Annotated in this window: 21 protein-coding genes; 13 read left to right on the plus strand and 8 right to left on the minus strand. The window is 58.9% G+C overall.

Going from position 1 to position 20,629, the window contains the following annotated elements; all coding sequences use genetic code 11:
• Positions 1–85 precede the first annotated feature (85 nt).
• The 5 genes from ugpB to ugpQ all read left to right on the plus strand — a co-directional run bounded on the left by ugpB (position 86) and on the right by ugpQ (position 5,009).
• Positions 86–1,402 (plus strand): sn-glycerol-3-phosphate ABC transporter substrate-binding protein UgpB, encoded by a 1,317-nt coding sequence (ugpB, locus tag D8B20_RS01285; protein ID WP_145886395.1) that lies wholly within the window; start codon positions 86–88, stop codon positions 1,400–1,402.
• A 63-nt stretch (positions 1,403–1,465) separates the two neighbouring features.
• Positions 1,466–2,356 carry a sn-glycerol-3-phosphate ABC transporter permease UgpA gene (gene ugpA, locus D8B20_RS01290; RefSeq protein WP_145886397.1) on the plus strand — a complete coding sequence of 297 codons (891 nt, stop codon included), beginning with the start codon at positions 1,466–1,468 and terminating at the stop codon, positions 2,354–2,356.
• Entirely contained in the window at positions 2,353–3,195 is an 843-nt protein-coding gene (ugpE, locus tag D8B20_RS01295; protein WP_145886399.1) for a sn-glycerol-3-phosphate ABC transporter permease UgpE, read from the plus strand. The genes ugpA and ugpE overlap by 4 nt, the downstream gene beginning before the upstream one ends.
• Entirely contained in the window at positions 3,196–4,269 is a 1,074-nt protein-coding gene (locus D8B20_RS01300) for a sn-glycerol-3-phosphate import ATP-binding protein UgpC (protein ID WP_145886401.1), read from the plus strand.
• Positions 4,266–5,009, plus strand: coding sequence for a glycerophosphodiester phosphodiesterase (gene ugpQ, locus D8B20_RS01305; RefSeq protein WP_145886403.1), 744 nt, complete (start codon positions 4,266–4,268; stop codon positions 5,007–5,009). Before D8B20_RS01300 ends, ugpQ begins: the two co-directional genes overlap by 4 nt.
• On the opposite strand, the gene D8B20_RS01310 is transcribed toward ugpQ, so the two are convergent.
• Positions 5,006–5,284, minus strand: coding sequence for a DUF2756 domain-containing protein (locus D8B20_RS01310; protein ID WP_145886405.1), 279 nt, complete (start codon positions 5,282–5,284; stop codon positions 5,006–5,008). The two genes, ugpQ and D8B20_RS01310, sit on opposite strands and share 4 nt — an antisense overlap.
• Before the next feature lie 202 nt (positions 5,285–5,486).
• Here D8B20_RS01310 and ggt point away from each other — a divergent pair, with 202 nt between their 5' ends.
• Positions 5,487–7,238 carry a gamma-glutamyltransferase gene (ggt, locus tag D8B20_RS01315; protein ID WP_145886407.1) on the plus strand — a complete coding sequence of 584 codons (1,752 nt, stop codon included), beginning with the start codon at positions 5,487–5,489 and terminating at the stop codon, positions 7,236–7,238.
• Positions 7,239–7,296: 58 nt separating this feature from the next.
• On the opposite strand, the gene D8B20_RS01320 is transcribed toward ggt, so the two are convergent.
• Complete coding sequence (locus tag D8B20_RS01320) at positions 7,297–7,794, minus strand: GNAT family N-acetyltransferase (protein WP_145886409.1); 498 nt, start codon at positions 7,792–7,794, stop codon at positions 7,297–7,299.
• Positions 7,795–8,110: 316 nt separating this feature from the next.
• Between D8B20_RS01320 and gntR the strand changes: the two genes are divergently transcribed.
• From gntR to gntU, 3 genes are all read left to right on the plus strand, one after another.
• The gene (gene gntR, locus D8B20_RS01325; protein ID WP_145886411.1) at positions 8,111–9,106 is read left to right on the plus strand and encodes a gluconate operon transcriptional repressor GntR; all 996 of its coding nucleotides are present in this window, start codon (positions 8,111–8,113) and stop codon (positions 9,104–9,106) included.
• A gap of 140 nt (positions 9,107–9,246) precedes the next feature.
• Positions 9,247–9,783 carry a gluconokinase gene (gntK, locus tag D8B20_RS01330; RefSeq protein WP_145886413.1) on the plus strand — a complete coding sequence of 179 codons (537 nt, stop codon included), beginning with the start codon at positions 9,247–9,249 and terminating at the stop codon, positions 9,781–9,783.
• Positions 9,784–9,785: 2 nt separating this feature from the next.
• Positions 9,786–11,126 (plus strand): gluconate transporter, encoded by a 1,341-nt coding sequence (gene gntU / locus D8B20_RS01335; protein ID WP_145886415.1) that lies wholly within the window; start codon positions 9,786–9,788, stop codon positions 11,124–11,126.
• A gap of 173 nt (positions 11,127–11,299) precedes the next feature.
• Here gntU and D8B20_RS01340 read toward each other — a convergent pair whose 3' ends face one another.
• The 6 genes from D8B20_RS01340 to D8B20_RS01365 all read right to left on the minus strand — a co-directional run bounded on the left by D8B20_RS01340 (position 11,300) and on the right by D8B20_RS01365 (position 17,639).
• Positions 11,300–12,925, minus strand: a complete 1,626-nt coding sequence (locus tag D8B20_RS01340) for a Na/Pi cotransporter family protein (protein WP_145886418.1) — start codon at positions 12,923–12,925, stop codon at positions 11,300–11,302.
• A 109-nt stretch (positions 12,926–13,034) separates the two neighbouring features.
• Positions 13,035–14,027 carry an ABC transporter ATP-binding protein gene (locus D8B20_RS01345; RefSeq protein WP_145886419.1) on the minus strand — a complete coding sequence of 331 codons (993 nt, stop codon included), beginning with the start codon at positions 14,025–14,027 and terminating at the stop codon, positions 13,035–13,037.
• Between the two features lie 2 nt (positions 14,028–14,029).
• Positions 14,030–14,815 carry an ABC transporter permease gene (locus D8B20_RS01350; RefSeq protein ID WP_145886421.1) on the minus strand — a complete coding sequence of 262 codons (786 nt, stop codon included), beginning with the start codon at positions 14,813–14,815 and terminating at the stop codon, positions 14,030–14,032.
• A 1-nt stretch (position 14,816) separates the two neighbouring features.
• Positions 14,817–15,668 (minus strand): ABC transporter permease, encoded by an 852-nt coding sequence (locus D8B20_RS01355; protein ID WP_145886423.1) that lies wholly within the window; start codon positions 15,666–15,668, stop codon positions 14,817–14,819.
• Complete coding sequence (locus D8B20_RS01360) at positions 15,665–16,477, minus strand: alkaline phosphatase family protein (RefSeq protein ID WP_145886425.1); 813 nt, start codon at positions 16,475–16,477, stop codon at positions 15,665–15,667. Before D8B20_RS01360 ends, D8B20_RS01355 begins: the two co-directional genes overlap by 4 nt.
• A 100-nt stretch (positions 16,478–16,577) precedes the next feature.
• On the minus strand, positions 16,578–17,639 hold the full coding sequence (locus tag D8B20_RS01365) for an ABC transporter substrate-binding protein (protein WP_145886427.1): 1,062 nt from the start codon (positions 17,637–17,639) through the stop codon (positions 16,578–16,580).
• A gap of 224 nt (positions 17,640–17,863) precedes the next feature.
• On the opposite strand from D8B20_RS01365, the gene D8B20_RS01370 reads away from it, so the two are divergent.
• From D8B20_RS01370 to ubiA, 4 genes are all read left to right on the plus strand, one after another.
• Positions 17,864–18,562 carry a UTRA domain-containing protein gene (locus D8B20_RS01370; protein WP_145886429.1) on the plus strand — a complete coding sequence of 233 codons (699 nt, stop codon included), beginning with the start codon at positions 17,864–17,866 and terminating at the stop codon, positions 18,560–18,562.
• Between the two features lie 71 nt (positions 18,563–18,633).
• Positions 18,634–19,044: a phosphate-starvation-inducible protein PsiE gene (gene psiE / locus D8B20_RS01375; RefSeq protein WP_145886431.1), complete on the plus strand. Its 411-nt coding sequence runs from the start codon at positions 18,634–18,636 to the stop codon at positions 19,042–19,044.
• A gap of 92 nt (positions 19,045–19,136) precedes the next feature.
• Entirely contained in the window at positions 19,137–19,655 is a 519-nt protein-coding gene (ubiC, locus tag D8B20_RS01380; RefSeq protein WP_145886433.1) for a chorismate lyase, read from the plus strand.
• Between the two features lie 23 nt (positions 19,656–19,678).
• Complete coding sequence (ubiA, locus tag D8B20_RS01385; RefSeq protein WP_186454418.1) at positions 19,679–20,545, plus strand: 4-hydroxybenzoate octaprenyltransferase; 867 nt, start codon at positions 19,679–19,681, stop codon at positions 20,543–20,545.
• Positions 20,546–20,629 lie beyond the last annotated feature (84 nt).

A 20,629-nucleotide genomic window follows, 5' to 3' on the forward strand; every position in this document is an offset into this window, starting at 1 on the left:
ATTTTTCCGTCATTTTCCCGTGTCATGTTACTTCGCGAACAAAAAATGCGTGATTTCGCGCGCGCCTCAAGCACAGGAAAACATTATGTCCGCTTTTACGCTTCGTCCCCGCCTGATGAGTGTGCTGCTCGGTCTGGCGCTCAGCGGTAACGCGCTGGCTGCCACCGAAATCCCTTTCTGGCACTCCATGGAAGGTGAATTAGGTAAAGAAGTTGACTCACTGGCACAGCGTTTTAACCAGGCTCATCCGGATTACAAAATCGTACCGACATATAAAGGCAACTACGAGCAGAGCCTGGCCGCGGGCATCGCCGCGGTACGCAGCGGCAAAGCGCCTGCGATCCTGCAGGTTTACGAAGTCGGGACGGCCACCATGATGGCTTCCAAAGCCATTGTGCCGGTGCATGAGGTGTTCAAAGACGCAGGCATACCGATGGACCCGAAACAGTTCGTGCCCGCGGTGGCAGGCTATTACAGCGACAGCAAAGGACAGCTGATCTCCCAGCCGTTCAACAGCTCCACGCCGGTTCTGTACTACAACAAAGACGCGTTTAAAAAAGCGGGACTGAACCCGGACCAGCCACCGAAAACCTGGCAGGAGCTGGCAAAAGACGCCGCAGCGCTGCGTAAAGCGGGCATGAGCTGCGGCTACGCCAGCGGCTGGCAGGGCTGGATCCAGATTGAAAACTTCAGCGCCTGGCATGCGCTGCCGGTTGCCACCAAAAATAACGGCTTTGACGGCACCGACGCCGTACTGGAGTTCAACAAGCCGGTGCAGGTGCGCCACATCCAGATGCTGGAAGAGATGAATAAAAAAGGCGATTTCACCTACTTTGGCCGCAAAGATGAGTCGACCTCTAAGTTTTATAACGGCGACTGCGGGATCACCACGGCTTCGTCCGGCTCGCTGGCGGACATCAAACATTACGCCAGATTCAATTTTGGCGTGGGTATGATGCCGTATGATGACACGGTGCCGGAAGCACCGCAGAACGCCATTATCGGTGGAGCCAGCCTGTGGGTGATGAAAGGCAAAGACGCCAGCACCTATAAAGGTGTCGCGGAGTTTATGCAGTTCCTTGCGCAGCCGGAAATTGCCGCCGAGTGGCACCAGAAAACCGGCTATCTGCCCATTACCACCGCCGCCTATACGCTGACAAAGCAGCAGGGTTTTTATGATAAAAACCCGGGGGCCGATATCGCCACGCGCCAGATGCTGAACAAAGATCCACTGCCTTTCACCAAAGGCATGCGTCTGGGTAATATGCCGCAGATCCGTACCGTGGTGGATGAAGAGCTGGAAGGCGTCTGGACCGGTAAACAGACACCACAGGCCGCGCTGGATAATGCCGTCAAACGCGGAAACGACCTGCTGCGTCGCTTTGAGCAACAGGTGAAATAATCTCCGGCCTGTCGGGGTGGGCGCACCGCGTCCATCCCGATATTTTTTTCTGGCGAGTCTGCTATGTCTTCTTCTTCACGCCCGGTGTTCCGCTCCCGTTTACTGCCTTATCTGCTGGTGGCACCGCAGCTGATCATCACCGCTATCTTTTTTCTGTGGCCTGCCGCAGAGGCGCTGTGGTATTCGCTGCAAAGCATTGATCCTTTTGGTATCTCCAGCACCTTTGTCGGCCTGGATAACTTCCGCCGCCTGTTCAGCGATCCCTATTATCTGGATGCGTTCGGAACTACCCTCGTCTTCAGTGCGCTGGTCACGGTATGCGGCATGCTCTTTTCTCTGCTGCTGGCCGCGCTGGTGGATTACGTGATCCGCCTGAAAAAGCTCTATCAGACGCTGCTGCTGTTGCCGTATGCGGTCGCGCCGGTGGTGGCGGCCGTGCTGTGGATGTTTCTGTTCAGCCCCGGGCTGGGGCTGTTCAGTCACCTGCTGAACCAGATGGGGTACAACTGGAACTACGCGCAAAACAGCGGCCAGGCGATGTTCCTGATCGTCCTGGCGTCAATCTGGCAGCAGATGAGTTATAACTTCCTGTTTTTCTTCGCAGCGCTGCGGTCGATACCCAAATCACTGGTGGAAGCCGCCGCCATCGACGGTGCCGGACCGGTGCGGCGTTTTTTCCAGCTTTCCCTGCCGCTGATTACGCCAGTGAGTTTCTTTCTGCTGGTGGTCAATCTGGTTTACGCCTTCTTTGATACCTTCCCGGTGATAGATGCCGCCACCGGCGGCGGGCCGGTACAGGCGACCACCACGCTTATCTACAAAATTTATCGCGAAGGCTTTACCGGGCTGGATCTCTCCTCCTCGGCTGCGCAGTCGGTGGTGCTGATGCTGCTGGTGATTGGCCTGACCATCCTGCAATTCCGCTTTGTCGAGCGTAAGGTGCAATACCAATGATTGAGAACCGACGCGGGCTGGATATCTTCAGCCATACCCTGCTGGTGCTGGGCGTGCTGACCATTCTGTTTCCGCTGTATGTGGCTTTTGTGGCGGCGACGCTGGATAACGACGCGGTGTATCAGGTGCCGATGACGCTGGTGCCCGGCACGCACCTGTGGGACAACGTCTCACATATCTGGACGCAGGGGGTCAACGGCAGCGCCGCCTTCGGCAGGATGATGCTGAATAGCGTGATCATGGCGCTGGGCATCACGCTGGGCAAAATCACCGTCTCCATGCTTTCCGCCTTTGCGCTGGTGTGGTTTCGCTTTCCGCTGCGCACGCTGTTTTTCTGGCTGATCTTTATCACCCTGATGCTGCCGGTGGAGGTGCGTATTTTCCCGACGGTGGACGTGATTTCATCCCTGCATATGCTCGATAGCTACAGCGGACTGACGCTGCCGCTGATGGCCTCTGCCACGGCCACCTTTCTGTTCCGCCAGTTCTTTATGTCGCTGCCGGATGAGCTGATCGAAGCGGCCCGTATCGACGGCGCCAGCCCGATGCGCTTTTTTCTGGACATCGTTCTGCCACTGTCAAAAACCAACCTCGCGGCGCTGTTTGTGATCACCTTTATCTACGGCTGGAACCAGTATCTGTGGCCGCTTCTGATCATCAACGATGCCAGCCTGAGCACGGCGGTCGCCGGTGTGAAAAGCATGATCAACACCAGCGGCGGTCCGACGCAGTGGAATGAAGTTATGGCAGCAATGTTATTAACCCTGATCCCACCCGTAGTGGTGGTGTTAGTGATGCAGCGCGCCTTTGTGCGCGGCCTGGTGGAGAGTGAGAAATAGATGGCAGCCGTAACCCTGCAGACCGTCACAAAAACCTATGACGGCAAAAACCCGATTATTCAGCCGCTGAATATCACCATCAACGACGGGGAGTTTATGGTCATGGTGGGCCCGTCCGGCTGCGGTAAATCGACGCTGCTGCGCATGGTGGCCGGGCTTGAGCGCGTCACCTCCGGCGATATTTATATCGATAACCGGCGCGTCACCGACATGGAGCCGAAGGATCGCGGTATTGCCATGGTGTTTCAGAACTACGCGCTCTATCCGCACATGACAGTCGGCGAGAACATGGCGTATGGCCTGAAAATCCGCGGTATGGGCAAACAGCAGATCGCACAGCGCGTGATGGAGGCGGCACGCAGCCTGGAACTGGATCACCTGCTGCATCGCCGCCCGCGCGAGCTGTCCGGCGGCCAGCGGCAGCGGGTTGCGATGGGACGGGCCATCGTGCGTGAACCGGCGGTGTTTCTGTTTGACGAGCCGTTATCCAACCTGGATGCGCGCCTGCGCGTACAGATGCGGCTGGAGCTGCAGCTGCTGCACCGCCGTCTGCAGACCACCAGCCTGTACGTGACGCACGATCAGGTTGAGGCGATGACGCTGGCGCAGCGGGTGATGGTAATGAACAAAGGCGTGGTGGAACAGGTCGGCACGCCGGTTGAGGTGTACGAACGCCCGGCCAGCCAGTTTGTCGCCGCCTTTATTGGCGCACCCGCCATGAATCTGCTGCAAGGGCAGATCAACAGCGACGGCTCCCGTTTCACGCTGGATGCCCTCAACAGCCTGCCGCTGGGTGAAAGCAAAGCAAAATGGGCCAACCGGCCAGTAACGCTTGGCATTCGTCCCGAGCATATTCGCCTCAGCAGCCGCGAAGCGGGCGGCGTACCGCTGGTGATCGATACGCTGGAAATGCTGGGGGCCGATAACCTCGCGCATGGCTATATCGGTCATACCCGGCTGGTGGTACGCTTACCGCACAGCGAACGCCCGCAGCCGGGCAGCAGTCTGTGGCTGCATCTGCCGGCAGAAGCGTTACACTTCTTTGATTCTACCCATGGAAAGCGTCTGGAATGAGCACACAACACTGGCCTTATCCGCGCATCGTTGCGCATCGTGGCGGCGGCAAGCTGGCACCGGAAAATACCCTTGCGGCGATTGACGTCGGCGCAAAGTATGGCCACACCATGATCGAATTTGATGCCAAACTGTCCGAAGATAAGCAGATCTTCCTGCTGCATGACGACACGCTGGATCGCACCAGTAATGGCTGGGGCGTGGCGGGCAGCCTGCCGTGGCACAAACTGGAGCGGCTGGACGCGGGCAGCTGGTACAGCGGGGAGTTCAGCGGTGAACCGCTGGCGCTGCTGAGTGAGGTGGCGGCGCGCTGTCGTCAGCATCAGATGATGGCGAACATTGAGATTAAACCCACTACCGGCACGGATGCGGAGACCGGGCGCGAGGTGGCGCTGGCCGCCCAGGCCCTGTGGCAGGGGCAGACGGCACCGCTGCTCTCATCCTTCTCGTATGCCGCCCTGGAAGCGGCAATGCAGGCTGCACCCGCATTGCCGCGAGGTTTGCTGCTGGATGAGTGGCACGACGACTGGCAGGCGCTGACCCGCGCGCTGGCGTGCGTGTCGATCCACCTCAATCACCGGCTGCTGGATGCGGCACGCACCGCGCAGCTGAAGGCCGCCGGTCTGCATATTCTGGTGTATACCGTGAATCAGCCCGCGCGGGCGCGCGAGCTGCTGAGCTGGGGCGTGGATGCGATCTGCACTGACCGCATCGACATTATCGGCCCCGACTTCCGTTAATTACCGCTGTTCTGCTGGCCCGGCTGCGACTGAATCACGCGCGCCCGGGCACTGTCACGCCGCTCCTGCAGTTTGCGCTGCATCTCCTGATTCTGCTGCTGCTGATCCTGCCGCAGCTTCTGCTGCTGCTGTTGCTGCTGCACCTGCATTTGCGTCTGCATACGTTGCTGGCTGGGGTTATATCCCGGCTGGTTTGGCTGGCTGGTATTATTCAGCATATTCGCCATGCTGCTCAGCGGCAGCAGGGCGGCAATCACAATGAGCCATTTTTTCATGGTATTCCTCCATTAACGCGGCCTGCTGTGTGAAAGGACTGCCAGCGGGCAGCCATGGCCGCACTGCTAAGTTTATGCGATATCACAAAGGCCAAAACCAGGAGTGCACCGAATTTGGCTTAGGTGTTATCTTTTTCAGCGTGTTAGCAAACACTTGCATCAATCAATAACAAATGTAAACAACTGAAAGGATGGTGGCAGGATGAGAAAACCGCGCGGTATGCGCCAGCTTGGCTGGGCATTATTCATGAGTTTCACGGTTGTGCAGGGCGCACAGGCGGCGCCAGCCAGCGCCTCGCCCATCTCTTATGGCGTGGACAGCGACACCTTTCACCCGGTGAAAGCCCGGCACGGCATGGTGGCGTCGGTGGACGCGATGGCCACGCAGGTTGGGGTCGAGATTTTGCGTCAGGGCGGTAATGCGGTGGATGCGGCGGTAGCGGTAGGTTTTGCCCTGGCGGTTACCCATCCTCAGGCAGGCAATCTGGGCGGTGGTGGCTTTATGCTGCTGCGCACGGCCTCCGGCCGGACCACGGCTATCGATTTCCGCGAGATGGCACCGGCCCGCGCGGCGCGTGACATGTTCCTGGACAAGCAGGGTAATGCCGATAGTAAGTTATCACTTACTTCTCATCTGGCTTCGGGGACGCCTGGCACCGTTGCAGGCTTTGCCCTGGCGGCACAGAAATATGGCACGCTGCCGCTGAGCCGGCTGCTGGCCCCGGCTATCAGGCTGGCGCGAGACGGCATCATCGTCAATGACGCCCTGGCGGACGACCTCGCAACCTATGGCAAAGAGAACCTGATTAATCACGACAACAGCCGCGCCATTTTTTATAAAGCCGACGGCCAGCCCTACCAGAAAGGTGACCGGCTGGTGCAGAAAAACCTCGCCCATAGCCTGCAGCTGATCGCACAGCAGGGGCCGGATGCGTTTTACAAAGGCAAAATTGCGGATGCCATCGCCGGCGAGATGGCGCAGCATGGCGGCCTGATTGGCAAGGCCGACCTGGCGGCCTATCACGCCGTGGAGCGCAAACCGGTGAGCGGCACCTATCGCGGCTATGAAGTGTTTTCCATGCCACCGCCTTCCTCCGGCGGCATTCACATCGTGCAGATTCTCAACATCCTGGAAAACTTTGACCTGGCGAAATGGGGCTTCGGCAGCGCCGATGCCATGCAGGTGATCGCGGAAGCGGAAAAATACGCCTATGCTGATCGCTCCGAGTATCTGGGCGATCCCGATTTTGTGAAGGTGCCGCAGCAGGCGCTGACCAGCAAAGCTTATGCGAAAACGCTGGCGCAGCAGATTGATGTGAACAAAGCGCGACCGTCAGCCGAGATCAAACCGGGCAAACTGCAGCCGTATGAAAGCAATCAGACCACGCACTTCTCGGTGGTGGACAAAGACGGCAATGCGGTGGCGGTGACCTATACGCTGAACACCTACTTCGGCAGCGGGATCGTCGCGGGCAACAGCGGTATCCTGATGAACAATGAAATGGATGATTTCTCAGCCAAACCGGGCACGCCTAATGTCTATGGCCTGGTGGGCGGTGAAGCCAATGCCATTCAGCCTGCCAAGCGCCCGCTTTCGTCCATGTCGCCGACCATTATCGCGAAAGACGGGAAAACCTGGCTGGTGACCGGCAGCCCGGGCGGCAGCCGTATTATCACCACGGTACTGCAGATGGTGATTAACAGCATTGATTTCGGGATGAACGTTGCCGAAGCCACCAATGCGCCACGTTTCCACCATCAGTGGCTGCCGGATCAGCTGCGCGTTGAGAAGGGCTTCAGCCCGGACACCCTGCGCCTGCTGGAAGCCAAAGGCCAGCATGTCAAAGTGCTGCCGGCAATGGGCAGTACGCAGAGTATTATGATTGGCCCGGACGGCATGCGCTATGGCGCATCCGATCCCCGTTCAGTGGATGATTTAAGCGCCGGTTACTGAGCCTGACCGATCCTCTGCGCCGCGCCCGGCAGGCATCTGCCGGTGCGGCGCAGATCGGCTAAAATGGCCGCATGCGCGCCATGTAGTGCGTATCAATCATCTCTCCGTTACGCATCGCAAAACGCGTGGCGGTGCCTTCAATCACAAAGCCATATTTTTGATACAGGCCGATAGCAGCCGGGTTATCGACAAAAACCGTTAACTCAATGCGCGACACCTGCAGCCAGTTATCACACTGATCGATCATCGCGGCCATCAGCGCCGAACCCACGCCGCGACGATGAAACGCCGGGTCAACGCCCATGCCGAATGTGGCCGCATGACGGCGCCGCGCGACGGACATCACCTCCAGCGTTAACTGCCCGGCGATCTGCCCCTGATATTCTGCGACCAGCCTCTGCACGCCTGGCCGCTGCGTGTTCAGCTTCTCCTCCCAGACGGCCGGGGACGGATAGGGAAGTTGCAGCGTATTCGCCTGCGTTTCCGGCTGGCTGTAAAGATGCGTCAGCGCCGCGGCATCGGCGGCTGTCGCGTGACGAATAACAATGTGACTCATGAGCGGCTCCTTATGCTGGCGGGAAAATCCTTTTTAACATCAGGGTATTTGCTTCGGGCGTCAATGGAAATTAACCGGCAAAAAGGGTTTACAGACGAGAATGATAATGATTATTATTGTCATGCCAGCCCGGATGTGTCTCCGGACAAACCGGGTTAGCACGACATTGCTCACATTGCTTCCAGTGTTTCTTTGCCAGCCGGGTGCTGGCTTTTTTTTTGCCTGCTCGCCAGCGACCTTTGCCTCTGCCTGCCTGAATCCTGAACATGACAAAAAAATGATAAACTCAGCGTATCTCTGATCTCAGGCGCATACGATGAAGAAGAAAAGACCGGTGTTACAGGACGTTGCCGATCGCGTCGGCATCACGAAAATGACCGTCAGCCGTTACCTGCGCAATCCCGAGCAGGTCTCGCTGGCGCTGCGTGAAAAGATCGCCGTTGCGCTCGACGAGCTGGGCTACATCCCCAATCGCGCGCCCGATATGCTCTCCAATGCTACCAGCCGCGCCATCGGCGTGCTGCTGCCTTCCCTCACCAACCAGGTGTTTGCCGATGTCCTGCGCGGTATCGAAACCGTTACCGATGAAGCGGGCTATCAAACCCTGGTGGCGCACTTTGGCTATAACCCGCAAAAAGAGGAGCTGCAGCTGCGCTCGCTGCTGGGCTGGAACATTGACGGCGTGATCCTCACCGAGCGTACCCATACCCCCGGCACGCTGCGCATGCTGGAAGTGGCGGGCATACCGGTGATTGAAATGATGGACTGCGTGACGCCATGCCTGGATATGGCGGTCGGATTTGATAACGTCGAAGCGGCGCGGCAGATGACGCATGCTATTCTGAAAAAGGGCCATCGTCACACCGTTTACCTCGGCGCGCGTCTGGATGAGCGTACGCTGCAAAAGCAGCAGGGCTATGAGCAGGCGATGCGCGAAGCCGGGCTCACGCCGCACAGCGTGATGATGGAAGACGCCTCCTCCTTCAGCGCCGGTGCGCAGCTGCTGCGTGAAGCGCAGAAGCGCTATCCTGCCACGGACAGCCTGTTTTGTACCAACGATGACCTTGCCGTCGGCGCGATGTTTGAGTGCCAGCGACAGGGGCTGCGCGTGCCGCAGCAAATGGCGATTGCCGGTTTCCACGGCCACGATATCACCCAGGTGGTCACGCCACGGCTGGCCACGGTGCTGACGCCGCGCGAACGTATGGGCCGGGAAGCCGCAGCCATGTTGCTGGCGCGTATCGGCGGCGATCGCAGCGTGACGCAGCCGCTGGATGTCGGCTTTGAGATTGCGGAAGGGGGCAGCATCTGAATCTGGCGAATATTTGAGTCAGCTCACACTTTCGCGCTTTTCCACCGGCCAGGGGTTGCCAGTCTCCATAGCCACTCCGACAATGGAATCTGAATTTGTTATCGGTAACATTGGCAGGAGAGCTGCCGGAGCGCAAAACAATGACAACGCCATCTTCATCGCACCATGTCTTTATCCTGATGGGCGTTTCCGGCAGCGGAAAATCTGCCGTCGCCAATCAGGTTTCACACCAGTTAACTACCGCCTTCCTGGACGGAGATTTCCTGCATCCGCGCAGCAATATCATGAAAATGGCGGAGGGCCATCCGCTGGACGATAACGATCGTCAGCCGTGGCTGCAGGCGCTGAACGATGCCGCCTTTGCCATGCAGCGCACCCAGGCAATTTCCATTATTGTCTGCTCCGCGCTGAAAAAGTCTTACCGTGACATTCTGCGCCAGGGCAATCACAACCTGAAATTCATCTATCTGAAAGGCGATTTCGAAACCATCGAATCGCGTCTGAAAGCGCGTAAAGGTCACTTCTTCAAACCGCAGATGCTGGTTACCCAGTTTGACACGCTGCAGGAGCCGGGGGCGGATGAGCCCGATGTGCTGGTGGTGGATATTAATCACTCACTGGATGAGGTTGTTGCAGCCACGGTTGCAACCATCGAGGGTGCCATCAACAAGGGTTAGTCATGAGTACCGCTACGCTGGTGTTAACTGCAGCAGGCTCTGTCCTGCTGCTGCTGTTTCTGGTGATGAAAGCACGGATGCATGCCTTCGTTGCCCTGATGTTAGTCTCTATGGGGGCCGGTCTGTTCTCCGGTATGCCGCTCGATAAAATTGCCGAAACCATGCAAAAAGGCATGGGAGGCACGCTCGGTTTCCTGGCGATTGTGGTGGCGCTGGGCGCAATGTTCGGCAAGATCCTGCATGAAACCGGCGCGGTCGATCAGATTGCCATTCGTATGCTGAAAACCTTTGGTGAAAGCCGCGCGCATTACGCGATGGGCATCGCCGGGCTGATTTGTGCGCTGCCGCTGTTTTTTGAAGTGGCCGTGGTACTGTTGATCAGCATTGCGTTCGCCGTGGCGCGCCGCACGCACGACAATCTGGTCAAGCTGGTTATTCCGCTGTTTGCGGGCGTGGCGGCAGCGGCGGCTTTCCTGTTGCCTGGGCCGGCGCCGATGCTGCTGGCGGCGCAGATGCACGCCGATTTCGGCTGGATGATCCTGCTGGGGCTGTGTGCGGCGATTCCCGGGATGCTGATCGCCGGGCCGCTGTTCGGCAATCTGATTGCGCGTCACGTCAGCTTCAGCGCACCGCCGGAAGATCATCAGCCGCAGATCGAAGAGGGCCGGCTGCCCTCTTTTGGCTTCAGCCTGGCGCTGATTCTGTTTCCTTTGCTGCTGGTCGGCCTGAAAACCATCGGTGCCCGCTTTACCACCCCGGATTCCCGTCTGTATGAGTGGCTGGAGTTTATTGGTCATCCTTTTACCGCGATTCTGCTGGCGCTGCTGGTGGCGATATATGGCCTGGCGTACCGGCAGGGCATGGATAAAGAGAAGGTGATGCAGGTGTGCGGCAGTGCGCTGCAGCCAGCGGGCATTATCCTGCTGGTGATTGGCGCAGGCGGTGTGTTTAAGCAGGTGCTGGTGGATTCCGGCGTAGGGCCGGTACTCGGTCATGCGCTGACGGGCGCCGGCATGCCGATCGCGCTGGCCTGCTTTATTCTCTCCGGCGCTATCCGCGTGATTCAGGGATCGGCCACTGTAGCCTGCCTGACCACCGTTGGGCTGGTGATGCCGGTCATTGAGCCGCTGCATTACAGCGGAGCGCAGCTGGCTGCGCTGTCGATCTGCATTGGCGGTGGCTCCATCATTATCAGCCACGTTAACGACGCCGGTTTCTGGCTGTTTGGCCGCTTTACCGGCGCCACTGAAGGCGAGACGCTGAAGACCTGGACGCTGATGGAGACCATTCTGGGAACCACCGGTGCGATTGTCGGCATGATTGCGTTTAGCCTGCTGTCCTGAAGCACCCCGGCAGGGGCGGAGGCCGGCGCGCGAAGCCGCGGCGTCTTCCCCCTGCGTAGTGCATCGCGCCGCGACCGCACACTCCCTCGCTGCGCGGTTATCCGCGCCTTCCCCCTGCGCCTTAGCTCGCCGGCAGAGGGGTTCTTCCCAGGCAATCGCCGATGCCGGCGTGTTCAGTCTGCTTCCCGTTCATCTTCCGGCTGGTCCAGCACCGTATACGCTACCGCGCAGAACAGCGAATTGAGGCGCTTCATGTCGCCCAGCAGCCCCAGATGCAACGAGCTGGTTTCGATACTCTGCACGTTATTCAGGTGCAGCCGTTCGACGTGAGCGTGAGAAAAGCGGCGGATCAGGATGCGAAAGCGGTGTTTGGCGCGGCGCAGCCGTTTTGCGCTGGCAATATCCTGGGACAAAAACACCGACAGGCTCAGGCGCAGATTATTCAGCAGCTGCTCCTGCAGCGTGTTCAGCTCTTCCAGCCCTTCTGGCGAAAACGCCCGGCGCGCCTGCAGCGATTTATCGGCGACGTCGGCACTCATGCGCTCAATGATATCGCCGGCCTGCTCCAGATTGAGCGCCATCTCAATCACTTCGGCCCAGCGGCGCGAATCATCGTCAGCGAGATCCTCTTTCGGCATGCGTGCCAGGTAGAGCTTGATGGCGGTATACAGCACATCCACATCATCATCCAGCCGCCGCACCATGCGCTCTTCGCGCAGCTCTCCCCGTACCACCCGGTTAAAACACTCCATCATCTGCTCGACCACATCGCCGATGCGCAGCGTTTCGCGGGCCGCATTCGCCAGCGCCAGTGCCGGGGTATCCAGGGCACTGCTGTCGAGGTGCTTTGGCTTGAGGTGCGTCTGATTCTCCGTGTCATCGGCAATCATGCGGCGGCACAAGCGCGCCATCGGCTCAGCAAACGGCACCATCACCAGGCAGCGCACCAGGTTGTAGAACACATGAAAGAAGATCACCATCTCTTCATCATTGACCGGCAGCCTGCTGAGCCAGACAGCAAGGTTATCGACGAATGGCAGAATCGCGATGCTGCCGATCAGCTTAAACAGCAGGCTGCCCAGCGCCACGCGTTTTCCGGCGGCATTGGAGCCGCTGGCGTTAATCATCGCCAGCAGACCGCTGCCGAGGTTGGCTCCAATCACCAGGCAGAGCGCCACTTTAAATGCAATGACCCCGGTGGCGGTCAGCGTGGCGGTAATCAGCACGGCGGCCAGGCTGGAGTAACTGACAATCGCGAACACGGCACCAATCAGTGCATCCAGCATGATATCGCCAGTCAGCGTGGAGAACAGCACCTGCACGCCGGCGGCCTGAGTAATGGGGCGGGCGGCGGCGACGATCAGCTGCAGGGCCAGCAGGATCAGGCCGAGACCAATGGCCGCGCGTCCCATTTGTCCGGCCTGCGTCTGCTTGCGGCTGAGAAAAAATACCACGCCAAAAAAGATAAACAGCGGCGACAGCCACGAGAGATCAAAGGTCAGGATGCGCGCCATGAGCGCAGTGCCGACATCCGCACCCAGCACCACCACCAGCGCAGGCGTCAGGCTGACCAGATTCTGCGCCACAAAAGAGGTGACCAGCAGCGTCGTGGCATTGCTGCTCTGCACCAGCGCCGTCACGCCGATGCCGGCCAGAAACGCCATGGGTTTCTTTTCCACGCTGCGGCTGAGCACACGGCGCAGATCCGCGCCATACACGCGCATGATACCGGTACGCACAATGTGCGTTCCCCACACCAGCAGGGCGACGGCAGAGAGAAGGTTCAGCAGGGTCAGCACAGATAAAGGCTCCTTTGCGCCAGGCCAAAATCATGCGGCTGTCTGCCTGGCGATAAGCGCAGCCGGTAGAAAACCTGCGTCGCGCTGCGTTGCCTGTTTTTCGTTTAAATTAAGCCACCTGGCGCAGCGTCGACATCTCTAACTGTAGTCCAGTCTGCGTGCCGGCGGGGTGTAAATCCGCCATGCTGCGGTTCAGCACATCCACTGACAGCTCCACCTCATTGGCCCGTACCCGATAGCGAATCACGTTACCCAGCAGGCTATGGCTGAGGATAATGGCCGGAATGCCGTGCGGTGGCGGGCACAGCCGGACAGATTCCGGACGAATCGCCACCTGACCGCTGAACGGCTGACCGGTGAGCCGCGTCGCCTGCTCAGCGCTCAGCAGGTTGTAGTTACCGATAAAACCGGCGGCGAACAGATCGGCCGGCTGGGTGTAAAGCGCCTCAGCATTGCCGTTCTGCACGATTTTGCCGCGGTTCATCAGCACGATGCGGTCTGAGAGCGTCAGCGCTTCTTCCTGATCGTGCGTGACAAACAGCGTGGTGAGCTTCAGCTCCTGCTGGATCCGGCGTATCTGCTCACGCAGGTGGCGGCGGATGCGGGCATCCAGCGCCGAGAGCGGCTCATCCAGCAGCAGCAGACGCGGCCGCGTTACCAGCGAGCGGGCCAGCGCCACGCGCTGACACTGCCCGCCCGACAGCTGGTGCGGATAGCGGCGCGCAAAGTCGCTCAGTTCCACCAGCTCCAGCACCTGCTTCACGCGCTGCTGAATGTCGTGGCCTGGCAGTTTTTGCATCTTCAGGCCAAACGCCACGTTCTTTTCCACCGTCATGTTGGGAAACAGCGCGTAGCTCTGGAACACCATGCCGATGGTGCGCTTCTGCGGCGGCAGCGGCACGATATCCTGTCCCTGCAGGACAATCCGGCCGCTGTCGACCCCGGTCAGCCCGGCGATACAGCGCAGCAGCGTTGATTTCCCGCAGCCGCTGGGGCCCAGCAGCGTGACAAATTCGCCTTCCTCCGCGCTGAAATCGATCGCTTCAAAAATAGGGGTCGGGCCATAGCTTTTGTTCAGTTGGGTGACAGTCAGGTAACTCATGATCAGCCTCGTTCAGGATTGAGGGCATTTGCCAGCCAGGTAACCAGCAGGACCACCGCAAAATAGGAGATCACCAGCGCGCTGGTGAAATGGCCGCTGCCATTGCGCATGTTGTAGAGATACACCTGCAGCGTTTCATAGCGGGTGCCGACCAGCAGGTTAGCGAATACAAACTCACCGATCAGAAAAGAGAAGGAGAGCAGCACCGCGATAAACACCCCTTTGCGCAGATTGGGCAGCACCACCAGCAGCGCTGCCTGCCAGGTGCTGGCACCCAGCAGATGCGCGGCATCAATCAGCTCTTTCAGATTGATCGCCTGCATATTGTTGGCGATGGCGCGATAGATAAACGGCAGCGCGATCGTGAAATAGCAGCCAATCAGAATCCACGGCGTCCCGGTCAGCATCAGCGGTGAAGCAGAGTAGAGCTGCAGCAGGCCGACCGAAGAGACCACCGGCGGGACGGCAAACGGCATCAGGATCAGCACGTTCATCAGGGCGTCGAGTTTTGGATAGTAGTAAGCGATCACAAACATGGCAGGCAGCACCAGCAGAAGCGAAAACAGCAGCGCCCCGCAGCAGATCAGCAAAGAATGGCCCAGCGCCAGCAGAAAACGCGGGTCGCTCCACAGTGCGGTCAGCCATTTCAGGGTAAAGCCGCGCGGCAGCAGAGTGTTGCTCCATTCCGTGGAGATGCCATACAGCAGCGTTGCCAGCAGCGGCGCCGCAAGGATAATCAGCAGCAGCCAGACAATCAGACGGTGATACAGTTTTTCGGCACGGGACATCTCAGCGCTCCTGCGGGCTGGCATAATAGTAGCTGCGCCGCACCAGATACTGCTGCACCACGGTGATCAGCGCCATAATCAGCACCAGCAGCATAGCCAGCGCCCCTCCGGTGTTGGGATCCAGCGAAATATCACCCGAGACCAGCGCAGCGATGCGCACCGGCACCACGTTGAAGTTGCCGGTTGTCAGCGCGTAGATGGTGGCGTATGCCCCCAGCGCGTTAGCCAGCAGAATCACAAAGGTGCCAAGCAGCGCCGGGAACAGAACCGGCAGACCGATATGCCAGCCGTAGCGCCAGCGGCTGGCGCCCAGCAGCGCCGCAGACTCTTCCCACTCTTTACGTAAGCCGTCAAACGCCGGGTAGAGCAGCAGAATGCCCAGCGGGATCTGGAACCAGGTGTAGACCAGCACCATGCCGTCACGCGAGAACAGCTTAAAGCCGGAAAGCCAGCCATAGTGGCGCAGCAGCAGCGTCAGACAGCCGTTCAGTCCCAGTAAAATCACAAAAGCAAAGGCCAGCGGCACCCCGGCAAAGTTACTGGTCATATTGGTAAACGACATCAAAAAGCGCTGAAAGCGCCCGGGGCCGAGCCGGTGCAGGGAGTAGCCGGCGATCAGTGCAACCAACAGCCCATACACCGCCGACCAGAAGGAGATATCCAGTGAGAGCCGGAACGCCTGCTGATAAAACGGCGAAGTGAGAATATCGCTGTAGTTATCCAGCCCCCAGCGGGTGTTCATATCGCTCCAGAAGCTGTTAATGGCGATCCACAGCAGCGGTGCAAGCTGGAAAGCGAGCCAGAAAAATGCAAACGGCAGCAGCAGCAGCGTGGCAAGCGCTTTCCCTTTCATGCGCGCGGCTCCGCCAGCAGGGCATGGCATACCGGCTTATCGTGCGCGACGCCAAGCAGTGTACAGACGGTGCCGCACAGCTCTGTCTGACGCGGAGCGGCCTCGGCCTGCTGCGAGAAGCCGCGGCCAAACACAAACAGCGGAACCTGCGTCTCCTCGGCCAGCGTACCGCCGTGAGAACGATCGTCATTCATGCCGTGATCGGCCGTGACCATCACCTGATAGCCGGCTGCCAGCCAGCCGGGCATCCACTGCGACAGGAAACCATCGGCCATGCGGGCGCGGTTACGGTATTGCGACGACGAGAGACCATGCTGGTGCCCGGCATCGTCAATGTTCATCGGGTGTATCAGCAGAAAATCGGGGTCGTAATTCAGGCGCAGGCTCTCGGCATCTTCAAACAGGTGGGAATCCGGATAACGGTCGTCCCAGTAAAAGTGCCCGTACTGAATTGGCCGATCGGGGGCGACGGTGTGACGGTCGCGGACTGCGCTGAACGGCGACCGATTGTACAGTTCGCTAACCCAGTGATAAGCCGCTGCCGCGGTGGTCAGCCCGGCAGCGCGCGCATAGTGAAAAATGCTGCGCTCTGTGCTTAACCGGCTGACGCCATTATGAATAATGCCGCTGCGCACCGGCGGTATGCCGGTGAGAATGCATTCATACAGCGGGCGCGAAAGTGAGGGCAGTTCACAGGTCAGCCGGTAGTAGTGGCCGTTGCCCTGCTGGCATTCGGCAAACAGATAGCCCATGGCGTGCTGCGCCACCTGGTCGCTCAGCCCATCCAGTACCACCAGGATTGTTTTCATGACGGTTCCTTGCTGTATAAGGTTGCACGCTGCGATGCGGCGCAACAGGTTGCGCGGCTGTCAACTGCGCCATCTGGCGCACCGAGCCGCGCGGTGCGCATCACTGCTTCATGTTGATCATCACGTTTTCCTGCCACAGGCGCGGCAGCATTTTTGATGATTTGTCCCACGCCGCCTGATCTTTGATCGGGCGCGCGTGGGTATATTCAGACTGCGGCAGCAGCTTCGCCTGGACATCCGCCGGCAGGGTTAAATGCGCTGCGCGAATCGGACGGGCATACCCTTTCGCCAGGTTAATCTGCCCTGCGTCAGAGAGAATGTATTCGCGCGCCAGTTTGGCCGCGTTGGGATGGGTGGCGTATTTGTTGATGATGGTGGTATAGCCGGAGGTCACGGAGCCATCCGAGGGAATGACCACCTCATAACGGTTTTTATCGATCTGGTCGCGGTAGTTCAGACCGTTGAAATCCCAGACCACGGCAACCTGAATTTCCCCTTTTTCGATGTTGGCGATGACCGGATCGGTCACGCCCAGCCGGCCCGCTTTGGCCAGCTCACCAAAGAAGTCCAGCGCCGGTTTAAGGTTTTTTTCGTCGCCGCCCAGCGCATAGCTGGCGGCCAGCACGCCGTTAGCTGCCTGAGCAGCAGTACCGACATCACCGATAGTGACCACATACTTACCTTTTTTCAGATCGGCCCAGCTGTGCGGGGCATCTTTCACCTGCTGCTTGTCAATCAGGAAGGCGATGGTGCCGGTATAGGCCAGCATCCAGTTGCCCTCAGCGTCTTTGGCCCAGGCGGGGATTTGATCCCAGTGAGCCGGCTTATAAGGCTGCGCCAGCCCTTTTGCGACGGCGACAGGACCAAACGCCGCGCCCACATCCCCGATATCCGCGCTGGCGTTCTCTTTTTCTGCCGCAAATTTGGCCAGCTCCTGCGCTGAAGACATATCCGTGTCGCTGTGCTTCAAACCATATTTTGTGCTGAGATCGTTCCAGGTGTCTTTCCAGTTGGCCCAGCTGTCTGGCATGCCAACGCTGTTAATCTGACCCTCGGCGCGCGCGGCTTTTTCAAGGGCGGCGAGGTCATTATCGGCAGCGTGCGCGGCGGGCAGCGCAAGCAGAACGGCACTGGCTACTACAGAGGAGATAAACGCTTTCATCTCGATTGCTCCGGGTGTAAGTTGTGGGTCGTCTTGGTCTAGTCCAGCAAGAACCGAGCCAATGTAGCCCGGCAAGATGAAGGTTTTATGACCGGGTGGATGAAATGAGGAGTGGCGCGTCGTTCCACATGCGGTACCGCGCGCTAAAACGTGGGATGTGCCTTGTCACAGTGTAGTCATCGAACTGTCATAGTGCAGTTTTGCCCCGAAATGAGGCTGAAAAAATGTCGTCGAAAGCTGCAGATGTGATCGCCAGCGCATTGCGCGCGCGCATTGAAAACGGTGAGTTTGCCAGCGGACGCCTGCCGGCGGAGCGCACACTGAGCGAACACTACGCCACCACACGCATTACCCTGCGGGAGGCGCTGGGCCAGCTGGAAGCGCAGGGGATCATTTACCGCGAATTACGGCGCGGCTGGTTCAGGGCACCGCCGCGGCTTATCTACAATCCTTCGCATCACAGCCATTTTCACGCTATGGCGCTGGAGCAGGGGCGCGTGGCCAGCACGCAGGTGATTGAAGCGCGCGAAGTCCCTGCGCAGCTGGCGATAGCACGGCATCTGCAGCTGCAGGAAGGAGATACGGTTTACCGCATCCGCCGGTTGCGCCGCATTGACGGGCGCGCAGTGCTGTATGTTGAGCACTACCTGAATCCCGCCTGCTTTCCCGGCTTGTTAGCCGAAGACCTTACGTGCTCGCTGACCGACCTCTACGATCAGCGCTATGGCATTCGTTACGGCGGGGCACGTTTTACCATCCTGCCGGGGCCGCTACCGCCGCGTGCTGCGCCCGCCCTGAACGTGGCCAGCGGCACGCCGGGTCTGTTGATTACGCGCATCAATCGTGACCAGCATAACCGGGTGATTGATTGCGACTGCGAATTCTGGCGCTACGACGCGCTGTGTGTGGCGGTTGAGGTGTGATGTATTGTGATTCAGATCACATTACAGCATGATAGCGCCTGACGGTTTCCGTAACGAAAGGCGCAGTAAAAATGACAACAAAATCAACGGCTGGACAGTTTATCGCGACGGTCCTGCAGTGGGTACTGAATATCGGCCTGATGATACTGGCGGTTATTCTGGTGGTGTTTCTCGGCAAAGAGACCATCCATCTGGCCAATGTGCTGTTCAGCACCGGTGAGCAGGCTTCGTCTTACCTGCTGATTGAAGGCATTGTGATCTATTTTCTCTATTTCGAATTTATTGCGCTGATTGTGAAGTATTTCCAGTCGGGCTATCACTTCCCACTGCGCTATTTTGTCTACATCGGCATCACGGCGATCATCCGCCTGATTATCGTCGACCATAAAAATCCGTTCGATACGCTCTGTTATGCGGGCGCGATCCTGATACTGGTAGTGACGCTGTGGCTGGCGAACAGCAACCGGCTGAAGCGCGAGTAGCCACCCGCCTGCCGGGCCGGTGGCACAACCGGTCGTGCTACGTTCATGCGGGTGCGTTACACTAGGGCAACTTTTTTTCCGGAGATGCCCTGATGTCGCACGACGCACTGCGCCAGCTTCGCGCACTGCACTGGCTGCCTGCCGCTTCCCCCTTACTTTCGCCGGCTGTGCTCGACTGGCTGCTGGAAGAGGATTCCATGACGCGCCGCTTTGAGCAGCATTGTCAGCAGGTGACGGTAAAGCTGCTGCGCGAAGCATTTGTACCGGCTGCTGACATTCCGGCAGAGGCGGCATTTTTACCGGCGGATGCCCGCTTCTGGCTGCGTGAAATTGTATTATGCGGCGATGGCGAACCCTGGCTGATTGGCCGCACGGTGGTGCCGGAAAGTACGCTGAACGGCCCGGAGCAGATGCTGCAGCACCTGGGGACGCGCCCGCTGGGTCGCTATCTGTTCTCCTCTTCCACACTGACCCGTGATTTCATTGAGCCTGGCCAGATTGAGGCATTATGGGGCCGGCGCTCGCGTCTGCGCCTCTCCGGCAAACCCCTGTTACTGACCGAACTGTTTTTACCGGCATCGCCGCTGTATCGCTCATCAGAGCAAGGATAAGACTCGTGCAAAAAACACTGACTATGAGCAAGTGGCAGGCTTACAGCCGCCTGATGCGCATCGATAAACCAATTGGGACGTTGTTGCTGATGTGGCCGACGCTGTGGGCGCTGTGGCTTTCCGGCATGGCGGTACCGCCGCTCTCCGTGCTGCTGGTCTTTGTGCTGGGGGTGTTTGTGATGCGCGCCGCAGGCTGTGTCATCAACGATTACGCCGATCGCAAGGTTGACGGGCACGTCAAACGCACCGCATCGCGGCCGCTGGCGAGTGGCGCAGTATCAGAGAAAGAGGCAAAGCTGCTGTTTGTGGTGCTGGGGCTGGTGGCCTTTGCGCTGGTGCTGACCATGAACCGCATGACGATTCTGCTCTCCTTTATTGGCCTGGCGCTGGCCTGGGTTTATCCCTTTATGAAGCGCTATACGCACCTGCCGCAGGTGGTGCTGGGGGCAGCTTTTGGCTGGGCAATTCCGATGGCCTGGGCAGCGGTTAGTGAGTCCTTACCTCTGGTGTGCTGGCTGGTGTTCTTTGCCAACATCTGCTGGACAGTGGCTTACGATACGCAATATGCCATGGTGGACAGGGATGACGATGTGAAAATCGGGGTTAAATCCACCGCCATTCTGTTTGGTCGCTTCGACAAACTAATTATCGGCCTGCTGCAGCTTGCCACGCTGGGACTGATGGCGCTCACCGGGCTGATTCTGCATCTTAACGGGGCATTTTACTGGTCGCTGCTGGTGGCAGGCGGGCTGTTTGTCTACCAGCAGAAGCTGATTGCGCAGCGCAACCGCGAGCAGTGCTTCCAGGGCTTTCTCAACAATAACTTTGTCGGGCTGGTGCTGTTTATCGGCGTGGCGCTGAATACACAGCCGTTTATCGATCTGTTTTGATCGGGCCTGGCCGCCGCGCCAGTCTGAGCGGGTCAGCGTGATAAGCCGGCCGCATCAGAGACGATAAAAAAAGGGCGACCTGAC

This window comes from Candidatus Pantoea soli (assembly GCF_007833795.1).
GTDB lineage: Bacteria > Pseudomonadota > Gammaproteobacteria > Enterobacterales > Enterobacteriaceae > Pantoea > Pantoea soli.